The organism is Bordetella genomosp. 13, assembly GCF_007679965.1.
Taxonomy (GTDB): domain Bacteria; phylum Pseudomonadota; class Gammaproteobacteria; order Burkholderiales; family Burkholderiaceae_B; genus Bordetella.
Map to the genome: position 1 here is coordinate 243831 of NZ_VEHL01000010.1, position 18263 is coordinate 262093.

Here is an 18263-nt window from a genome sequence, read left to right on the forward strand (position 1 = left end):
TCAGCCTCCACCTCGCTGCGCCATCGTCTTGAACAGCAGCTCGGCCTGTATCCAGTCCTCCGGCGTATCGATGTCCTGCACCCGGTACCGCGGCAGCTGGACCGGCACCGCATCGCCGCCGAAGACCGGCGCGCCCGCCAGCCATGCCTGCGCGGTGCCCCAGTAGAACTGCCCGGCGTCGTGGAAGACCTCTTCCAGATCCTGTGACCGCAGCGAGAAATTCTCAGGATGCAGCATCGCGATGCGGGCGCCTTCGAGGCGCAGTGCCCGCTGCACCGGGAACGCATAGGTGGTCACGGAGAACGCATACTGCGCCCCCGTCTCCTGCAGGGACGCCAGTCCCTGCCGCAAGTCCTCGGCGCGCACGAACGGCGCCGTCGCATAGATGCAGCAGACCTGCTGGGGCGCGACGCCATGATCGACATGCCACTGGATGGCATGCTGGATGACCGCGGTCGTGCCTGTATGGTCGTCCGACAGCTCGGCCGGCCGCATGAACGGCACCTTGGCACCGGCCTCGCGCGCAACGGCCGCGATCTCGGGATCGTCCGTAGATACGACGATCTCGTCGAAGCATCCCGATTGCAGCGCGGCTTCCAGCGGCCACGCCAGCATGGGCTTGCCGCAGAAACCCCGCAGGTTCTTCCTCGGGATGCGCTTGCTGCCGCCGCGCGCGGGTATTACGGCCAGCTTCACGACGCGACCGCCTCCTTGACCGCGGCAACCACGGCATCCTGCTGCGCGTGGGTCATGGTATGGAACATCGGCAGGCTGATCGCCTCGGCGTAGTAGCGTTCGGCCTGCGGGAAGTCTCCCGGCTTGAAGCCGAGGTCGCGGTAATAGGGCTGCGTATGCACGGGAATGTAGTGCAGGTTGACGCCGATGCCAGCCTTGCGCAACGCGTCGAATACCTCGCGATGGCCGCGCGGCATGCCGTCCAGCTGCAGGCGGATGACGTACAGATGCAGGCCCGAATAGCCATCGGCATGTTGCCACGGCAGGGTCACGGGCAGGCCGGCCAGAAGCTCGTCATAGCGGCGCGCCAGCGCGTGGCGGCGGGCCACGTAGTCGTCCAGGCGCTGCATCTGGCTCACGCCCAGGGCGGCCTGCATCTCGGTCATGCGGTAATTGAAGCCCAGCGCCACCTGCTGGTAATACCAGGCGCCGTCCGGCTCGTGCGTCATGCGATGCGCATCGCGCGTGATGCCGTGGCTGCGGTACAGGTTCATGGCTTCCGCCAGTTCCTGGTCGTTCGTCAGGGCCAGTCCGCCTTCCGCGGTGGTGATGATCTTCACCGGATGGAAGCTGAACACGGTGATGTCGCTGTACCGGCAGTTGCCGATGAAGTCGCCCTGGTACTTGCCGCCGATGGCGTGCGAGGCATCCTCGATGATCCTGAAGCCGTATTCCTGGCCCAGCGCGTGGATCTGTTCCATCTCGCAGGGCTGGCCGCACAGATGGACCGGTACCACCACCTTGGGCAGCTGGCCGGCGCGCTTGGCCTCGGCCAGCTTGTCGCGCAGCGCCTGCACGCTCATGTTGTAGGTGCGCGGATCGATGTCCACGAAGTCGACGCTGGCGCCGCAGTACAGCGCGCAATTGGACGACGCCACGAACGTGATCGGCGTCGTCCAGAGGATGTCGCCCTCCCCCAGGCCGAGCGCCAGGCATGCAATGTGCAGCGCCGAAGTGGCGCTGTTAACCGCGCACGCGTACTTCGCGCCCACGTGGTCCGCGACTTCCTTCTCGAAGCGGGGGACCATTGGCCCCTGCGTGAGGAAATCCGACTTCAGTACCTCGATCACGGCGTCGATGTCGGTTTGCGTGATCTCCTGGCGCCCGTAGGGGATCATGGTCAGATACCCCCGATCTTTTCGCGGTTGGCGTCGATCCAGGCGCGCAGGTCCTCGTCGCCCATCCATTCGGTGTTGTTGTCGCTCGAATAGACGAAGCCTTCCGGAACCCGCTTGCCGTCCTTGATGCGCTCCGGCGTATCCGACCAGCCGTTGATGGCGGGCAGGATCTTGTAGTGCTCGGGATATTCGTACGTATGGTACGAGTCTTCCGCGCCGATCATCTGTTCGTGCAGCTTCTCGCCCGGGCGGATGCCGACGATCTTCTGGTCGGCCTCGGGGGCCACCACGCGCGCCAGATCCGTCACCTTCATGGACGGAATCTTCTTCACGTAGACTTCGCCGCCCACCATGTCCTCGAAGGCATGCCAGACCAGTTCCACGCCCTGCTCCAGCGAGATCATGAAGCGGGTCATGCGCGCGTCGGTGATGGGCAGGACGCCCTTGTCGCGGATGGACATGAAGAACGGAATGACCGAGCCGCGCGAGCCCATCACGTTGCCGTAGCGCACCACAGAGAAGCGCGAACCGTGTTCGCCCGAGTAGGCGTTGCCGGCGACGAACAGCTTGTCGGACGCAAGCTTGGTGGCGCCGTACAGGTTGATGGGGCTGCTGGCCTTGTCCGTGGACAGGGCCACGACGCGCTTGACGCCCTTGTCGATGCACGCGTCGATGACGTTCATGGCGCCGTCGACGTTGGTCTTGACGCACTCGAACGGGTTGTATTCGGCGGTGGGGACAATCTTCGTGGCAGCGGCGTGCACCACGTAATCCACGCCGTCCAGGGCGCGGTACAGGCGCTCGCGGTCGCGCACGTCGCCGATGAAGAAGCGCACGCGAGGATCGTCCTGGAACTTCTTCGCCATGTCCCACTGCTTCATTTCATCGCGGGAGAAGATGATGATTTTCTTCGGGCTGAATTTCTGCAGAGTCATCGGCACGAAAGCGTTGCCAAAGGAACCGGTGCCGCCCGTCACCAAGATTGTCTTATCACGAAACATTATTAGTCCATTCCACAAAAATAAAACAGGTCAGACACCTGCAAAAATCCGGAAAAAAAGAATCCCGGACATGCCCATAATGGTCCTGCCCTGATTCGATCTCGCCGGCATGGCGATTCAATAAAACGGTTGCGACGCCCCGCTGCCCGGAAACCCTGCTACCCCTTCTGGTAGGCGGCAATTCCCTCTTCCACATCCTCGTACATGTGGACGTGGCCATCCTTCAACAAAAGAACCAGATCGCACATCTTCCGGACCTGCCCCATGCCGTGGGTGACGAGGATCAGGTTGGAGGTGCCCACGCGGTCCTTGAATGCCTGGACCGCCTTGTCGCGGAAATGCGCATCGCCGACGGACATGGCCTCGTCGACGAGGTAGTAGTCGAAGTCGAATGCCAGGCTCAAGCCGAAGCCGACACGCCCCCGCATCCCGGACGAATACGTACGGACCGGCAGATCGAAGTACTCTCCGATCTCGGCGAAGTCCTCGACGAACTTGACGTACCTGGCCAGATCGCGGCCCGTCACGCCTTGCACCCGGCACACGAACTTGACGTTCTCCCGGCCCGTCAGCGAGCCCTGGAAACCGCCCGCCAGGCCAACGGGCCAGGAAATGCGCTTGTCGGTGATGATCCTGCCGCGATCCGGCACGTCCAGACCGCCCAGCAACCGCATCAGCGTGGATTTGCCGGAGCCATTGCGGCCGATCAGCGCGATGTTGCGGCCGGGGGGAACCACGAACGAGAGATCCCTGAACACGAATTTCCGCCCACCGCGATGGTGCAGATACGATTTCGTGACGCCACGCACTTCTATCATATGGAAAGCAATGCCCGTTGGCGTAGATGGAAAAGCGCCAGGCCGATGCAAAGCACGACGAGGGCGACAGCCGCGGGGTACTCGAAACTGATGCCGCGCACATGGGAATAATGCTGGAAAAATGAAGATCTCAGATTATCGACAATATGCGCGTACGGATTCCAGAGTATGTAAGGGAGAAATTGCGTGGGAAGACGCCAGATCGGGAATATGACACCCGACAGGACGTACATGAGCGTGAAAGCGATACGCAGGAAAGTCTTTGAATTCGGGAATGCTTCACCCACCACGCAGAGAATAAGCCCTAAGCCGAAGGATAATACCACCCCGGTAGTGATGGCAGCGAACCAGCCCAGGGGCTCATACGTCCTGACATCGTATCCAAACCATACACCCATGATCACCAGCAGCAGGCAGTAAACGCATGCGGCCAGCGAGAATTCGACGATGAGCCGAGAAATGAACGTGTCGAAAGGCTTAATATTCGGATACCCGAATAACGCCTTGTTACTGCTGATCGCTTCCATCAATTTGAGCGAAATGTTGCGCATCATGAAAAAAGGCACGACGCCGCTCAGCAGGTACAGGGGATAGTCGATGCCCGGCAGGTGATGTCCACGCAGGAACGTCACCACGAACATCATGAAACCGATGTGCAGGATGGGTTCGAAAATCATCCAGAACGCACCCATGCGGCGCGCTCCGAACCGGGTCTGCATCTCACGCAAGACCAGCGCAAACACCACCGCCCGCATGATCGCGAACGATGGCCGTTTCCGGATCCTGAGTTCAGAAATCACTGTTCACCGCCTTGCCGAGGACCAGGACCTGGACGATGGGAGTGATGACCTTCTGCCATTCGTAGACCGCAGCATTGGTCACATAAATGGCGTCCTCAGGCTGCACCAGGAACTGGCGGGCGAGGAACATGGCTTCCGGCTCCTTGAGGTTCAGGCGGAATACCTCGGCCGTCGGCTTGATCGCGCCGGTGTCCGGATCCTTCTGGTCGACCAGGCGGAACACGAACACCCCCGCGGCATCGGCCTTGGCTTCGTTCAGCCCCTTCACGGTTCCCAGCACTTCCAGCAGGCTGGGATCGTTCGAGGGCAGGTCGTGCAGACCCGGGTCTCCCACCGCCCCCATCGCCACGAACCGCTTGCGGGCGCGCTCGACGATCACCTCCGAGCCCGGCGGCACGATCTGGTTCTTGCCCGCCAGCAGGTCTTCGTAGTTGAACTGGTAGGACTTCTGTCCCGTACGCACGACGATCCGGATGAGATGCGGCTCGAGCGCGGCGCCGCCCGCGCGGTTGATCGCGTCCAGCAGCGTCAACGGTCCCTGCAGGGCGGAGAAACGGCCCGGCGTCTTGACGGCTCCGGCCACCAGCACGGAACCGGACAGGTCGCCGGTGAGCGCGACCTGGACCTGGACATCGGTCGTGATGCGCCGCAAGCGGTCGCGGATCATGGATTCGACCTCGGCCGGCGTCTTGCCGGACACTTTTTCACGGCCCACGTAGGGCAGCGAAATCATGCCTTGGCTGTCCAGGCGGATGTTCTCGAAAACGGTGCCGCCGGTGGCCAGCGGCGCGAACACGCTGCCTTCCAGCGCGCTGTCCGCGACCATGATCCGCAGCACGTCGCCCGGCACCAGGTGGATCTCCGGCACGGTCGGCATGGCCACGCTGATCTGGTCTTCCCGCTCGGGCGGACGCATGTAGGGCCCGATGGTCTGGGCGGTCAGATCGATCAGCTTGTAGGTCTGCGGATCGTCATCATTCATGACCGCGTTCCGGGAAGGCCCGGCCGCCGAGAGCAAACTGCCGCACCCGCCAAGGACGAGGGGCAGACATAGAACCAGGGAGCGTGCGACGTGTCGGGCAGTCATGAGATCCGGTGCTTAAGTGCCAAGTATTTTCTTATTCGCGATGGTCTTCGATCGCCGCCATCACGAAGCGAGCAATGCCGTACAACAGGATCAGCGCGATGAGCAGCGTGGCGAGGTTGTAGAACGGCGTGGGATAGATCGCCTTGTCGGGCATGTTCGGCGACACGACCGTGACCAGGCTGCGCAGCTTCTTGCTGGCCTCGATACGGGCGTTCTCGACCGACGTCACCGAGTACTTATAGGCGTCTTCGGCGATCTTGGTGTCGATGGTCAGGTTACGGTACTGGGATGCGACGACGTTGAGCTTGTCGCCGCTTTTCTCGGAAACCAGGCGCTTGTTCTCGATGGCCAGTTGCTGCTCGAGCGCACGGATGCGGACGCGTTGCTGGCGGACCTGCGGCGTATCCTGCGACAGCGTCGCGGTCAACCCCGTGAGCATCGTGCGCTCCTTGATCAGCGCGGCCTCGAGCTCGGCGATGACGTCGGCGCGAGCCTTGGCGGACGCTTCGGCGTCGAGCATGTTGCTCTGGCTCTGGAATTCGACCAGGTCGTCCCGGCGGCGTTCGTATTCCTTGCGTGCCTTGGCCAGCTCGCCCTGCGCGAAATCCATCTGGTCGCGCGCCATCCGGTGCGAGATCTCGTTCACGAAGCGCTCGGACTCGGCCAGCATGACCTGCAGCACCTGCTGGGCGAACTTCGGGTCGAAGCCCTGGACCTCTACCGTCAGCAGTCCGGTCTGCTCATCGAAATAGGCGCTGACGACACGGCGATAGTACTTGAGCACGTCTTCGGTGGCCGCGTCGGTGCGCAACCAATAGAGCGGGTCACTCCAGCGATCGGCGTAGTGCTCGGACCAGTTCAGGCGCTTCTGCAGGACATCGAGCATGTCCTGGGAGGTGAGGAATTCACGCAGGTAGAGCGTCTCTTCCCGCGAGGTCGAGTTCAGTCCTCCCGCGCCCAGCACGGCGGCCAGGCCGGACGCCGCGGCCGATTGCGGCCGCTCCCCGACCTGCCTGACCACCACCTGGGCGGTGCTGACATAACGATCCAGCGCGAAGAACGCGTAGTACGCGCCTGCCGCCGCCATGGGGAGGCCGATCAGGAGGACTGCGACGCCCCAGGACTTCAGTTTCTCGAAGGTGCTCATCTAGCCAACATTGTTCTGAGTGTGTGACGCCGTGCATGGCAAGACAGGAACCACGCCATCACGGCAATCGGACCGCTGCTCCACGGCCGGCGAATTGTACCGACCTTAGTCCGCCGGGACGTGGCCAATGGGAATATTCATCGTTTCCAAATACGTCGAGGCCAGCTCGGCCACGTTCAGGAGGGATGCGCCGGGCGCCGGAACCTTCCGGTCGGACCGCCAGATCACGTAGTCGGTGGCGCCGCTGACCTCGCCCAGGCCGGCGTAGACGGCGGGCATGATGGGGACGTGGTCGCCGAACAGGCACAGGCCGGCCGGCCGCCGGCGCGGCGCCGAAAGGGCCTGCCGTACCGAGGCGATCATCTCGTCCGCGTTGCGCAGGTGGCGGGCATACGCCACGAGGTCCCGGCTGGCGGCCGGGATCGGCGCGCGCAGGAACGTGGCGATGTCCCCGTCGCCGACGGGCTCCCAATGCAGCGGGCCGTGGTTCTCCATCGTGATGACGTGCACGTAGAGGGGCTGGTCGCCGGATTCGCGCAATAACCGGATGAGGTGCTCGGCGACGGCGGCATCGCTGACGTAAGCGCCCTCCCGAGGCGCATCGGCGAATGCCTCCAGCCCGATGAACGCATCGAACCCCAGCGCGGGCAGCACCGCGTCGCGCCGGTAGAAGCTTCGGTGGTAGGGATGCAGGCAGACCGTGCGGTAGCCCAGCGCCTTCAGGTGCGAGACGATCGTGGGAAAACCCTGACGGCCCAGCTTGCGGTAGGGGTTGTAGGCATGCACGCCCAACGCCTCGGGCCGCAGCCCCGACAGGAACCCGAACTCGGTTCGCACGGTGTTCGCGCCCCAGGCGCCGACACGCAACTGTCCATGCCGCGCCGCCTCCTGGACGAGTTGATCGAAGTGGCGCAACACTTCTGGCCTGACCTGGCCGTAGGCGCGCCGCACGTCGAAGAACGACTCGCTCTGGATCACGACCAAGTCGGGCAGCGGCTCGCCCTCCCTGCCCTCGGGCGCCTGCGCGCGGGCAAAGGGCGCCGCGGCGCGCAGCGATTCGGTGGAAGCGCCTTCCGCCCGGCCATAGGCCCACAACGCCCCGGCCAGGCCGAGCCGTCGCAGATCGTCTTCCGCCTGGAAGGTCACGCGCAGGCGACCCGCGGCCAGGCAGGCCAGCGCGTATCCGGCCACGGCCAGCGCGGCCATGCCGACGAAGAACGCGGGCAGCGTGGCGGAGGGCCCGGGCAACGTGCCCTCCAGGGCAAGCCCGGCCCACAGGGCGGCGCCATAGGCAGCCAGCGCTCCGACCGCTCGCCAGGCGCCGAAGAACGGCAGGTACAGCCTGGGATGCCGGATGGCGTCGGTGAAGTACTCGAAATCCTGGAAGATGAAGGGTTCGCGCAGCGCCTGGTATTTGGCGTAGCTGACCAGCACGATGACCATCTGGATGGCCAGCACGTTGGCCATGGCGAAATACGGCCGCCGGAACAACATCATTTCCAGGGCGAAGGCCAGGGTCCAGAGGCCCAGGTGCACGGCCAGCGCGGCGCCGGGCCGGCGCCAGGGCGGCACGGGACGCGGCACCAGGAGGCACTCGGCGCCCAGCGACAGCAGCAGGCCGACGCCATAGGGCACCAACATCGGCAACCAGATCGCCTCAAGCACCGTAGCCCATCCTGCGCAGGATCCAGCCCGACACGGCGGGATGGATGACCGCCAGCAGAAAGCACCCGAGGTTCAGCGGGAAGGGAAAGCTGATGCGGGCGCGGTCGGCGCGCAGGCCGAGGCGGATGAACCGCGCCGCACGCTGGGCGGTCCAGAGAAACGGCTTCGGACCCGGCATGTCGAAGCACATCCGCGACTGGACATAGCCGGGCATGACCACGTTGATGCGCACGCCCTCGGCCTTCAGTCCGTCGCGCATGGCCTCGCCGTAGACCTTGATGGCGGCCTTGCTGGCGCTGTAGCTGGGCGTCTCGGGCAGGCCGCGCCAGGCGGCCAGGGAACTGATCAGGGCGATCTGTCCCGCGCCCCGGCGCCGCATGCCTGGCAATACGCCATGCACGGTGGCGAAGACGGCGCGCACGTTGACGTCCAGCAGGCGCTGCACGTCCTCCCAGGATTCGCCACGGCCATCAGGGCCGACGTTGATGTTCACGCCCGCGTTGGCGACCACCAGGTCGGGCGCATCGTCGCCGTCCAGGCCGGCCAGCCACCGCCTGAGCGCCTCGTGGTCCCGCACGTCGGATTCGTGCACCCGGACCCTGGCGCCGTGCGTCTCGCATTGGTCGGCGACCTCGCGCAGGCGTGGAGCATCGCGCCCCAGCAGGATCAGCACGGCCGCGCCGGCACGCGCGTATTCCAGCGCAAGCGCGCTGCCGATGCCGCCGGAGGCGCCCGTGATGAGGACGCAACGCGGGGCGACCTGCGCCGCGGGATCTGCGTGGTGCTTCTGCATACGTTGAAAACGCCTCCAGGCAGGTCGGGTCGGGCGGTGACGCGCATGAGCTTGTAGCGCGAAAGCCCTGACAGGCAACTGGCATCACACGATATTGCGGACCCGGCAAAAAAACTGGCCCTCCCGGCGACCGGGAAGGCCAGCAATTCTATACAAAGACGGGAAACCGGCTTACTGCAGCAGGCTGCGCAGCATCCAGGCGTTCTTCTCGTGCACGTCCAGGCGCTGCGTGAGCAGGTCGGCCGTGGGCTGGTCGTTGGCGGCATCGGCCTTGTCGAAGGCGGCGCGCGCGGTCTTGGCGACGGCTTCGTTGCCCTCGACCAGGATGCGGACCATTTCCAGCGCTTCGGGCACGGTCTTGGGCTCTTCGATGGAGGTCAGCTTGCCGTACTCGCGGTACGTGCCGGGCGCGTAGTGGCCCAGGGCGCGGATGCGTTCGGCGATGCTGTCCAGCGCGGTCCACTCTTCGGTGTACTGCGTCATGAACATGGTGTGCAGCGTGTTGAACAGCGGACCGGTGACGTTCCAGTGGAAGTTGTGGGTCGTCAGGTACAGCGTGTACGAGTCGGCCAGCAGTTTGGAAAGCTCGGCTGCGACGGCGGCACGGTCCTTGTCGGAGATGCCGATGTTGATGCGGGGCGCCGAAGTCGCGGTGCTCTTGGGAATCTTTGCCATGTTGATGCTCCTTCTAAGCGGACGGAAACGGAGGAAGGATACCACTGCTGGGGGACGGATTCGGCAAATTCCATGCATCGCCGCGATAGGCAAAACCTGGCCCCGAACGCCCTGTGTTGATGCAAAGATCGACCTCTTCTCGGCAAGGATTACGCAAATCTGTTGCAATACAGGCCGTTCCAACAGGAACAACCCTGGGGCCGACCCAGGATTTCCCATCAAAAAATTCCTCTTTCAGGAGATCTACCCGATGAAGAAGACGCTGCTCGCTGCCTCCCTGACCATGATTTGCGCGGGTGTGGCACAGGCAGAGCCGTCGGTCACTCTGTATGGACTTATCGACACCGGTATCGGCTACAACAAGGTCAAGGGCGCCGGCTACGATGCCAGCCGCTTGGGAATGATCAACGGCATCGAAGGCGGCTCCCGCTGGGGCCTGCGCGGCACGGACGACCTGGGCACCGGCCTGCGCGCCGAGTTCGTGCTGGAAAGCGGCTTCGACTCGAGCACGGGCGATCGCGCGCAAGGCGGACGGCTGTTCGGCCGCCAGGCCACCATCGGCCTGGCCAACGACGCGTGGGGCCGCCTGAACTTCGGGCGCCAGGTCGGCGTGTCGTCGAAGTGGCTGGCGGATATCGACCCGTTCTACACCAGCTACACGCAGTCGAACCTGGGCCTGGGCTTCAGCGCCTCGAACACCAACCGCTGGGACAACGTGGTGATGTACCAGACCCCGGTCGTGGGCGGATTCGAGGCGGCCGTGGGCTATTCGTTCAACGTGGACGCCAACGATGCGGCGCAAAGCGGGTTCGCCACGGCGGACAATGCGCGCGGCATCACCGCGGGCGTGCGCTACCTGAACGGACCGCTGAACGTCACGCTGACCTTCGACCAGTTGAACCCCAGCAACGCCTCGGACGCGGGCGGCGCCAAGCCGCGCCAGTACGCCATCGGCGCCAGCTATGACTTCGAGGTACTGAAGGTGGCAGCGGCCTACGGCCGCACCTCGGACGGCTGGTTCGTCGGGCAGGACCTGCCCGTGGGCACGCCCTTCAGCACCGAACTGGGCACCAACCGTTATGTCGACGGGTTCAAGGCCAATGCGTACATGCTGGGCGCGACCGTGCCCCTGGGCGCAGGCTCGAGCGTCTTCTTCTCGTGGCAGAACGTCAATCCGAACAACGATCTGTTGACGGGTGACGACGAGACCATGAACTCGTACAGCGTGGGCTACACGTATGACCTGTCCAAGCGCACGAACGTGTATGCCTACGGGTCGTACGCAACGGACTATGCGTTCATCGACGGACTGAAGAGCACGGCGGGCGGCGTGGGGATCATGCACCGCTTCTGATCGGAGCGGGCGCGACCGGGGCGGCGGGCGATGGCTCGCGGCTTCGGATCGCGGCGGGCGCATCCGGGCTCGAGCCGGCGCACGATGCCGCGCCACGGCGGGTCTACTGTCCCGCTTGAACGGATGGCTGGCCGGCGCTGTCCTGGAATAGCGCCTGCAAGGAATCGGCGGCGAGCATGCTGCGGGCCAGGCCGCGCCGTTGCTCGGCGTCGGTCTGCTGCAGGCGCTGCTGGACCCAGGCGGGCGCGGGGCCGAACTTCTGTTCGAGCAGATCTTGCAGCATGGCGATCTGGCCTTGCCGTTCGCCTTGTTCGAGGCCGATGGCAATCCCTCGCTTCGTGAAGACCCGCTCATGACCAGGAAGCCGCCACTCTAGGCGTGCTGGGTCGATTGCCGCCAGATCGGGAAATACGGACGGACGGAAATGGCATCAGCCAGGCGGGCCAGACACATAGAGTGCGCGCACCGCGAAGAGCCGGCGCATGAAGCCGCCAGCACAAGTCCCTTCCGTGCCATCAACCGTCGGTACGCGCCTCGCCCTTGAGCATCTTCACCCCCGGCAATCCGCACGCGTACACGGCCTCGGCCAGGGCCTCGATGGCGGCCAGGCGCGGGAAGCTGCGGCGCCAGGCCAGCACGACGCGGCGCTCGGGTGGCTTGCCGGCGAACGGCACGTAGTGCAGCAGGCTCTTGGCGGGCGGGTGCTCGGGCACGGCGGTGACCGGCAGCACGGTCACGCCGATGCCGGCCGCGACCATGTGGCGAATGGTCTCCAGCGACGAGCCCTCGAAGGTGCGCTGGATGCCGTCGCTGGCCGCCGAGAAGCGCGACAGCTCGGGACAGACCTCCAGCACCTGGTCTCGGAAGCAGTGGCCGCTGCCCAGCAGCAGCATGGTCTGCTGCTTCAGGTCCTGCGCGTCGATGGACTGGGCCTGCGACCATTCGTGGTCCTGGGGAACGGCTACCAGGAACGGCTCGTCGTACAGCGGCTGGGTGACCAGGCCGGCCTCGGGCAGGGGCAGCGCCATGATGGCGCAGTCGATCTCGCCCTGGCGCAGCAGCTCGACCAGGCGCACCGTGAAGTTCTCCTGCAGCAGCAGCGGCATCTGCGGCGTGCGCTCGATCTGCGTGGGCACCAGGCGCGGCAGCAGGTACGGGCCGATGGTGTGGATGATGCCCACGCGCAGCGGGCCGGCCAGCGGATCGTGGCCCTGGCGCGCGATCTCCTTGATGCTGGCGCTCTCCTCCAGCACCTTCTGCGCCTGCGCGACGATGCGCTGGCCGATGGGAGTGACGCCCACTTCGTTGCCGCCGCGCTCGAACAGCGTCACGCCCAGCTCGTCCTCGAGCTTGCGGATCGCCACCGACAGCGTCGGCTGGCTGACGAAACAGGCCTCGGCCGCACGGCCGAAATGGCGTTCGCGCGCCACCGCGACGATGTATTTGAGTTCGGTGAGAGTCATGGCTGGGTCCGCCAATGGAAAGGAAGGGAACGATGCGCGCCGGGGCGGTGCGCGGCCAAACGACGAGGGCATGGACGATGCGCGGGAAAGGAGATCGGCATCGTCATGTCCGCAGGAAATCCTCGCGGCCGCGCATCCAGCGAGCAAGATGCGACTCGACCACGCCGGGGTGGTCGCGCCGCAGCCAGGCGGCCGCGTCGCGCGCCTGCTCGGCCAGCTCGGCATCGGCGTCCAGGTCGGCGAAGCGCAGGAGCGCCATGCCCGACTGCCGCTTGCCCAGGAATTCGCCCGGACCGCGCTGTTCCAGGTCGCGGCGCGCGATCTCGAAACCGTCGTTGGTCTCGAACATGGCACGCAGGCGCTCGCGCGCCACCTGCGACAGCGGGGTCTGGTAGAGCAGCACGCAGACCGATTCGGCGCTGCCCCGCCCTACCCGGCCGCGCAGCTGGTGCAGCTGGGCCAGGCCGAAGCGTTCGGCGTGCTCGATCACCATCAGCGAGGCGTTGGGCACATCCACGCCGACCTCGATGACGGTGGTGGCCACCAGCAGGTCGACCTCGCCGTCGCGGAACGCCTGCATCACCGCGGCCTTCTCGGCCTGCGGCAGCCGTCCGTGCACCAGGCCGATGCGCAGGTCCGGCAGCTCGACGCGCATGCCTTCGTAGGTGTCCACGGCGGTCTGCAGTTCGAGCGCCTCGCTTTCCTCGACCAGGGGACAGACCCAGTAGGCCTGTTGCCCCTGGCGCGCGGCCTGCGCGATGTGGCCGATGACTTCTTCACGGCGCGCTTCGGACACCAGCTTGGTCAGCACGGGCGTGCGGCCCGGCGGCAGTTCGTCGATGACGGACACGTCCAGGTCGGCGAAGAATGTCATGGCCAGGGTGCGTGGAATGGGCGTGGCGCTCATGTGCAGTTGATGCGGAGCCAGCTCGCCTTCGATCTCGCCCTTGCGGCTGAGCGCCAGGCGCTGGCCCACGCCGAAGCGATGCTGTTCGTCGACGATGGACAGGCCCAGGCGATGGAAGGACACGTGGTCCTGCACCAGGGCCTGCGTGCCAACGACCAAATGCACCGAGCCGTCGGCCGCGGCGGCGGCGGCTTCGCGGCGCGCCTTGGCCGGCAGGCTGCCGCTGAGCCAGGCCACGCCCACGCCCAGCGGCTCCAGCCAGGAGACCAGCTTGCGAAAGTGCTGCTCGGCCAGCAGTTCGGTGGGTGCCATCAGCGCCACCTGCGACCCACAGGAGATGGCCTGCGCGGCGGCCACGGCGGCCACCACGGTCTTGCCGCTGCCCACGTCGCCCTGCAGCAGGCGATGCATGGGATAAGGCTGGTTCAGGTCGAGGGCGATTTCGTGGACCACGCGCTGCTGCGCACCGGTCAGCTTGAACGGCAGCGCGGCATACAGGCGCGCCACCAGGTTGTCGGGCTGCCGCGGCATGGGCAGCGGATCGGCGCGCTTGCTGCGCCGCCCCGCACGGGCCGCGGCCAGCGACAGCTGCTGGGCCAGCAGCTCGTCGAACTTGATGCGTCGCCAGGCGGGATGCGCACGTTCGGCCAGTTCGTGCCCGGACACGCCAGGCGGCGGCGCATGCAACAGGCGGATGGCCGGCTCGAACGGCATCAGGTCGTAGCGTGCGCGGACCGCATCGGGCAAGGTGTCCGCCAGGTCGGCCTGCTCCAGCGCCTGGGCCACGGCGCGGCGCAGCGTGGGCTGCTGCAGGCCGTCGGTGCTGGGATAGACGGGCGTCAGCGCCTCGGGCAGCGGCGCATCGGCGTTGCTCATGCGCGGGTGCACCATCTCGCGGCCGAACAGCCCGCCGCGCACGTCGCCGCGCGCGCGCAGGCGGCGGCCCTTCTCCAGCTGCTTCTGCTGGCTGGGATAGAAATTGAGCCAGCGCAGCTGCAGTTCGCCACTGTCGTCGGCCAGCACCGCGGTCAGTTGCCGGCGTGGCCGGTACATGACCTCGGAGCGCAGCACCTCGCCCTCGACCTGCGCGGCATAGCCGGGGCGCAGGCTGCCGATGGGCACGACGCGCGTCTCGTCCTCGTAGCGCAGGGGCAGGTGCAGCAGGAAGTCTTCGGGGGCCGTGAGGCCCAGCGATTGCAGCTTGCGCTCGATCAGGCTGGCGGCCGTGCGCCCCTGCGGGCGCGGCTCGGCCGGATGCGGCTCGGCCGGATGCGGCTCGGCCGGATGCGGCTCGGCCGCCGCCTTGCGGCGCGGGCGGACTGCCGCGGCGGGCTTTGCGGCCGCGGCCTGGCGGGAAACCATGGGCGTGTCTGACGTAGACAGATCCGTACTGCCGCGAGGGCTTACAGCACCAGGATGGCTTCCACTTCGAATTGGGCGCCCTTGGGCAGGCTGGCCACGCCGATGGTGGAGCGTGCCGGGAACGGCTGCGGGATCAATTCGGCCATGATGGCGTTGGCGGCGGTGAACTTGCCCAGGTCGGTCAGGAACAGGGTGAGCTTGACGACGTTGTCCAGCGTGCCGCCCGCGGCGGCGACGACGGCCTGCATGTTGGCGAACGCCTGGCGCACCTGGGCGTCGAAGTTCTCGGACACCAGCTCGCCGGTGCCGGGTTCCAGGCCGATCTGGCCGGACAGGAAGACCGTCTTGCCGGTGGCGGCCACGGCTTGCGAATACGGGCCGACCGCGGCGGGGGCGTCGTCGGTATGGATGATCTGCTTGCTCATGGCGGGAATCCTGGAGGAATGATGCGATAAGGACTATCGGAGTTTAAACAGCAATAGTCCTTCGTGAAAGGGATATTTGGGCCGCTGCCAGCGGCCTGCCGTGCCTTGCCGGGCTACGGGGCCTGGCCCAGGCTGGCGCGATGGGCCATGAGCAGATCATAGAAGGTCTGCGCGGCCACCGACAGCGCGCGTCCCTTGCGCTTGACCAGGTACAACGGCCGCGTCAGCGCCCTGCCCTGCAACGGCCTGATGACCATTTCCGGACGCTGGAAATGGAATAGCGTCATGGCCGGCACCACACTTACGCCCAGGCCCGCCCGCACCAGCCCAGTGACGGTGGCCAGGTGCTCGACCTCGAGCAACGGCACGAATGCCTCGGCACCCAGGGCCTCGTCCAGCCGTTGCCGCACGCTGCTGCCACGCGCCAGCTGGATCACGGGCCACTGCGCCACGTCGCGCAGCCGCACCTGACGCTGCGACGCCAGCGGGTGGTCCTCGCCGCACACCAGGTAGTAGCGGTCGGCGTGCAGGAACGCGCTGTCCAGTCCACTCATGTCGGCGCGGCGCGCGGCCACCGCGAAATCGACCTCGCCGTTCTGCACCATATCGAGGCAGGGATCGAGCAAGGCGTCGCGCAACTGCATGACGATGCCGGGATACTCGGCATGGAACTGCGCCAGCAGGCCCGGCAGCCAGCCCGCCGCCAGCGACGGCAGCGCGGCCACCGCCACGCGGCCGCGGCGCCGCTCGGCATGGTCGCGCAAGCCGTCCATGGCCATCTCGAGCTCGCCCAGCAGGCGCTGCGCGGTGCCTTCCAGCACGCGGCCCTCGGCCGTGAGCTCGACGCGGCGCGTGTTGCGGTCGAACAGGCGCACGCCGGCAGCCTCTTCCAGCGTGCGGATCAGGGCGCTGAAGGCGGGTTGCGTGAGATGGCAGCGCTGGGCCGCGCGGGTGAAGTGCTTCTCTTCGGCCAGGGCCACGAACGCGCGCAATTGGCGGGTGGACAGATTCATACAAGGCTTGGATAAATCGATCTCATATTTCTATTTTACGTATGAAGCGCGCCTGCCTATAGTGGCCGACATTACTTGCTGCTGAGGGCGCATCGCACGCCCTGGAGACAACCCCGATGCCTGCCCAGTCCTCCCCCTGCCTGGTCGGATGCGCGACCGGCTTTTCCGGAGACCGCACCGATGGCGCCCTGCCCGTGGTGCGCACGCTGGCGCGGCGCGGCGGCGGCACGCTGATCTTCGAGACGCTGGCCGAGCGCACCCTGGCGCTGGCGCAGCTGGCGCGCAACCAGGACGCCGACAAGGGCTACGAACCGCTGCTGGACGACCTGGTGGCGCCGGTGCTGCGGGACTGCCTGGAACACGGCATCAATATCGTGAGCAATTTCGGCGCGGCAAATCCGCCCGCGGCGGCGCGCCGCATCGCCGCGCTGGCCGCCCGGCAGGGCCTGCCCGCCCCTCGCATCGCCACCATCCACGGCGACGAACTGAACCGTCCCGAGCAGCGCGCGCTGCTGCGCGAGAAGCTCGGGCCCGTGCTGGACACGCTGGACGTGGTCAGCGCCAACGCCTACCTGGGCGCCGCCGAGATCGCCGACGCCTTGCGCGCCGGTGCGCAGATCGTCGTGGCGGGCCGCGTGGCCGATCCTTCGCTGACCGTCGGCCCCGCGCTGGCCCACTACGGCTGGGCGGACGACGACTGGGCCCGCATCGGCCGCGCCACCATCGCCGGCCACCTGCTGGAATGCGGCACGCAGGTCACGGGCGGCTATTTCAGCGTGCCGGGCCTGAAGGACGTGCCGGGCGGGCTGGCCGATACGGGCTTTCCCATTGCCGAGATCGACGCCGACGGCGGCTTCGTGGTCGGCAAGGCGGACGGCACCGGCGGCATGGTCGACGCGCGCACGGTGAAGGAACAACTGCTGTACGAAGTGCACGACCCCGCGCGCTACCTGACGCCCGACGTGGTCGCGGATCTCAGCGGCGCCACGGTGCAGGAACTGGGCGGCGACCGCGTCGCGGTGCACGGCGTGACGGGCCATGCGCGCCCCGGCGAACTGAAGGTGAACGTGTGCTATCGCGGCGGCTGGCTGGCCGAGGCGGAGATCTCGTATGCCGGCGTGCAGGCCGAGGCCCGCGCGCGACTGGCGGGCGAGACGGTGGCGCGGCGCATCGGCTCGGCGATGAAACTGCGCATCGACCTGATCGGCGCGCTGAGCATCCTCGGCGACGACGCTGGCGCGATGCGCGATGCGCGCACGCCGGGCCATGGCCGTGACGTGCGCCTGCGCGTGGCGGCCGAACACGCCGACCGCGAAATGGCCGAGCGCGTGCTGCGCGAGGTGACGGCGCTGTACTGCTGCGGCCCGGCCGGCGGCGGCGGCGTGCGCACGTCGCTGCGGCCGCGGCTGAACATGCTGTCGTGCACCGTGCCGCGCGATGCGGTGGCGGCGGGCTGGAGCATGGCCGACACGACGGGCGCGGGCGGACGAGGAGCACGAGCATGACCGAACTGATGGAAGTCCCGCTGTACCGCCTGGCGCACAGCCGTTCCGGCGACAAGGGCGACATCTCGAACCTGAGCCTGATCGCCTGGGACGCCGAGTGCCACGCCATCCTGCTGGACCAGGTGACCGAGGCGCGCGTGGCGCAATGGTTCGCCTATCGCCGCCCGGCGCGCGTGACACGCTATGTGCTGCCCGGCCTGCAGGCCATGAATTTCGTTCTGGAAGGCGTGCTGGACGGCGGCGTGAACGACGCGCTGAACCTGGACGCGCACGGCAAGAGCCTCTCCTTCCACCTGCTGGACCTGCCCATCGCCGTTCCTGCGGCGCTGGCGGCCCGCCTGCCCGACGTACCGGGCTGAGCGGCGCATTCCTTTTCATTCCCTTCGCGTCCATAA

Annotated in this window: 18 protein-coding genes; 3 read left to right on the forward strand and 15 right to left on the reverse strand. The window is 66.6% G+C overall.

Annotation, left to right across the window (positions count from 1 at the left end; all coding sequences use genetic code 11):
• The 10 genes from pseF to FS845_RS22685 form a co-directional block, all read right to left on the reverse strand.
• Entirely contained in the window at positions 1-696 is a 696-nt protein-coding gene (gene pseF, locus FS845_RS22640) for a pseudaminic acid cytidylyltransferase (RefSeq protein ID WP_144639584.1), read from the reverse strand.
• Positions 693-1853 (reverse strand): UDP-4-amino-4,6-dideoxy-N-acetyl-beta-L-altrosamine transaminase, encoded by a 1161-nt coding sequence (gene pseC, locus FS845_RS22645; RefSeq protein ID WP_144639586.1) that lies wholly within the window; start codon positions 1851-1853, stop codon positions 693-695. The genes pseF and pseC overlap by 4 nt, the downstream gene beginning before the upstream one ends.
• A gap of 2 nt (positions 1854-1855) precedes the next feature.
• Positions 1856-2854 (reverse strand): UDP-N-acetylglucosamine 4,6-dehydratase (inverting), encoded by a 999-nt coding sequence (gene pseB / locus FS845_RS22650; protein ID WP_144639588.1) that lies wholly within the window; start codon positions 2852-2854, stop codon positions 1856-1858.
• A 158-nt stretch (positions 2855-3012) separates the two neighbouring features.
• A complete protein-coding gene (locus tag FS845_RS22655) occupies positions 3013-3672 on the reverse strand; it encodes an ABC transporter ATP-binding protein (protein ID WP_144639590.1) in 660 nt (219 codons plus the stop codon).
• Positions 3669-4472, reverse strand: a complete 804-nt coding sequence (locus FS845_RS22660; protein WP_260986409.1) for an ABC transporter permease — start codon at positions 4470-4472, stop codon at positions 3669-3671. The genes FS845_RS22655 and FS845_RS22660 overlap by 4 nt, the downstream gene beginning before the upstream one ends.
• The gene (locus FS845_RS22665) at positions 4462-5454 is read right to left on the reverse strand and encodes a polysaccharide biosynthesis/export family protein (RefSeq protein ID WP_260986410.1); all 993 of its coding nucleotides are present in this window, start codon (positions 5452-5454) and stop codon (positions 4462-4464) included. Before FS845_RS22665 ends, FS845_RS22660 begins: the two co-directional genes overlap by 11 nt.
• 136 nt (positions 5455-5590) lie before the next feature.
• Complete coding sequence (locus FS845_RS22670) at positions 5591-6706, reverse strand: ABC transporter permease (protein WP_144639594.1); 1116 nt, start codon at positions 6704-6706, stop codon at positions 5591-5593.
• A gap of 105 nt (positions 6707-6811) precedes the next feature.
• The gene (locus tag FS845_RS22675) at positions 6812-8347 is read right to left on the reverse strand and encodes an LTA synthase family protein (RefSeq protein ID WP_144639596.1); all 1536 of its coding nucleotides are present in this window, start codon (positions 8345-8347) and stop codon (positions 6812-6814) included.
• A gap of 16 nt (positions 8348-8363) precedes the next feature.
• Positions 8364-9164, reverse strand: coding sequence for an SDR family NAD(P)-dependent oxidoreductase (locus tag FS845_RS22680; protein WP_144639598.1), 801 nt, complete (start codon positions 9162-9164; stop codon positions 8364-8366).
• A gap of 171 nt (positions 9165-9335) precedes the next feature.
• A complete protein-coding gene (locus FS845_RS22685; RefSeq protein ID WP_144639600.1) occupies positions 9336-9839 on the reverse strand; it encodes a Dps family protein in 504 nt (167 codons plus the stop codon).
• Positions 9840-10089: 250 nt separating this feature from the next.
• Here FS845_RS22685 and FS845_RS22690 point away from each other — a divergent pair, with 250 nt between their 5' ends.
• Positions 10090-11193 (forward strand): porin, encoded by a 1104-nt coding sequence (locus FS845_RS22690; RefSeq protein WP_144639601.1) that lies wholly within the window; start codon positions 10090-10092, stop codon positions 11191-11193.
• A 103-nt stretch (positions 11194-11296) separates the two neighbouring features.
• On the opposite strand, the gene FS845_RS22695 is transcribed toward FS845_RS22690, so the two are convergent.
• The 5 genes from FS845_RS22695 to FS845_RS22715 form a co-directional block, all read right to left on the reverse strand.
• Positions 11297-11476, reverse strand: a complete 180-nt coding sequence (locus FS845_RS22695) for a hypothetical protein (RefSeq protein WP_144639603.1) — start codon at positions 11474-11476, stop codon at positions 11297-11299.
• 232 nt (positions 11477-11708) lie between these two features.
• Positions 11709-12656: a LysR substrate-binding domain-containing protein gene (locus tag FS845_RS22700; protein WP_144639605.1), complete on the reverse strand. Its 948-nt coding sequence runs from the start codon at positions 12654-12656 to the stop codon at positions 11709-11711.
• A gap of 103 nt (positions 12657-12759) precedes the next feature.
• Positions 12760-14925, reverse strand: coding sequence for an ATP-dependent DNA helicase RecG (gene recG / locus FS845_RS22705; protein WP_144639607.1), 2166 nt, complete (start codon positions 14923-14925; stop codon positions 12760-12762).
• Positions 14926-14966: 41 nt separating this feature from the next.
• Entirely contained in the window at positions 14967-15350 is a 384-nt protein-coding gene (locus FS845_RS22710) for a Rid family detoxifying hydrolase (RefSeq protein ID WP_144639609.1), read from the reverse strand.
• A 113-nt stretch (positions 15351-15463) separates the two neighbouring features.
• Positions 15464-16363, reverse strand: coding sequence for a LysR family transcriptional regulator (locus FS845_RS22715; protein ID WP_144639611.1), 900 nt, complete (start codon positions 16361-16363; stop codon positions 15464-15466).
• Positions 16364-16479: 116 nt separating this feature from the next.
• On the opposite strand from FS845_RS22715, the gene FS845_RS22720 reads away from it, so the two are divergent.
• Both FS845_RS22720 and FS845_RS22725 read left to right on the forward strand, forming a co-directional pair.
• A complete protein-coding gene (locus tag FS845_RS22720) occupies positions 16480-17868 on the forward strand; it encodes an acyclic terpene utilization AtuA family protein (RefSeq protein WP_144639613.1) in 1389 nt (462 codons plus the stop codon).
• Entirely contained in the window at positions 17865-18227 is a 363-nt protein-coding gene (locus FS845_RS22725) for a hypothetical protein (protein ID WP_144639615.1), read from the forward strand. Before FS845_RS22720 ends, FS845_RS22725 begins: the two co-directional genes overlap by 4 nt.
• Positions 18228-18263: the final 36 nt, after the last annotated feature.

Excerpts from the sequence above, each read along its gene's own strand:
- recG (WP_144639607.1), bottom strand. The coding sequence starts at position 14,925 with ATGGTTTCCCGCCAGGCCGCGGCCGCAAAGCCCGCCGCGGCAGTCCGC.
- FS845_RS22700 (WP_144639605.1), bottom strand. The coding sequence starts at position 12,656 with ATGACTCTCACCGAACTCAAATACATCGTCGCGGTGGCGCGCGAACGC.
- FS845_RS22670 (WP_144639594.1), bottom strand. The coding sequence starts at position 6,706 with ATGAGCACCTTCGAGAAACTGAAGTCCTGGGGCGTCGCAGTCCTCCTG.
- FS845_RS22725 (WP_144639615.1), top strand. The coding sequence starts at position 17,865 with ATGACCGAACTGATGGAAGTCCCGCTGTACCGCCTGGCGCACAGCCGT.
- pseC (WP_144639586.1), bottom strand. The coding sequence starts at position 1,853 with ATGATCCCCTACGGGCGCCAGGAGATCACGCAAACCGACATCGACGCC.
- FS845_RS22720 (WP_144639613.1), top strand. The coding sequence starts at position 16,480 with ATGCCTGCCCAGTCCTCCCCCTGCCTGGTCGGATGCGCGACCGGCTTT.
- FS845_RS22715 (WP_144639611.1), bottom strand. The coding sequence starts at position 16,363 with ATGAATCTGTCCACCCGCCAATTGCGCGCGTTCGTGGCCCTGGCCGAA.
- FS845_RS22655 (WP_144639590.1), bottom strand. The coding sequence starts at position 3,672 with ATGATAGAAGTGCGTGGCGTCACGAAATCGTATCTGCACCATCGCGGT.
- FS845_RS22685 (WP_144639600.1), bottom strand. The coding sequence starts at position 9,839 with ATGGCAAAGATTCCCAAGAGCACCGCGACTTCGGCGCCCCGCATCAAC.
- FS845_RS22675 (WP_144639596.1), bottom strand. The coding sequence starts at position 8,347 with ATGTTGGTGCCCTATGGCGTCGGCCTGCTGCTGTCGCTGGGCGCCGAG.
- FS845_RS22680 (WP_144639598.1), bottom strand. The coding sequence starts at position 9,164 with ATGCAGAAGCACCACGCAGATCCCGCGGCGCAGGTCGCCCCGCGTTGC.
- FS845_RS22690 (WP_144639601.1), top strand. The coding sequence starts at position 10,090 with ATGAAGAAGACGCTGCTCGCTGCCTCCCTGACCATGATTTGCGCGGGT.
- FS845_RS22665 (WP_260986410.1), bottom strand. The coding sequence starts at position 5,454 with ATGAATGATGACGATCCGCAGACCTACAAGCTGATCGATCTGACCGCC.
- pseB (WP_144639588.1), bottom strand. The coding sequence starts at position 2,854 with ATGTTTCGTGATAAGACAATCTTGGTGACGGGCGGCACCGGTTCCTTT.
- FS845_RS22710 (WP_144639609.1), bottom strand. The coding sequence starts at position 15,350 with ATGAGCAAGCAGATCATCCATACCGACGACGCCCCCGCCGCGGTCGGC.
- FS845_RS22695 (WP_144639603.1), bottom strand. The coding sequence starts at position 11,476 with ATGCTGCAAGATCTGCTCGAACAGAAGTTCGGCCCCGCGCCCGCCTGG.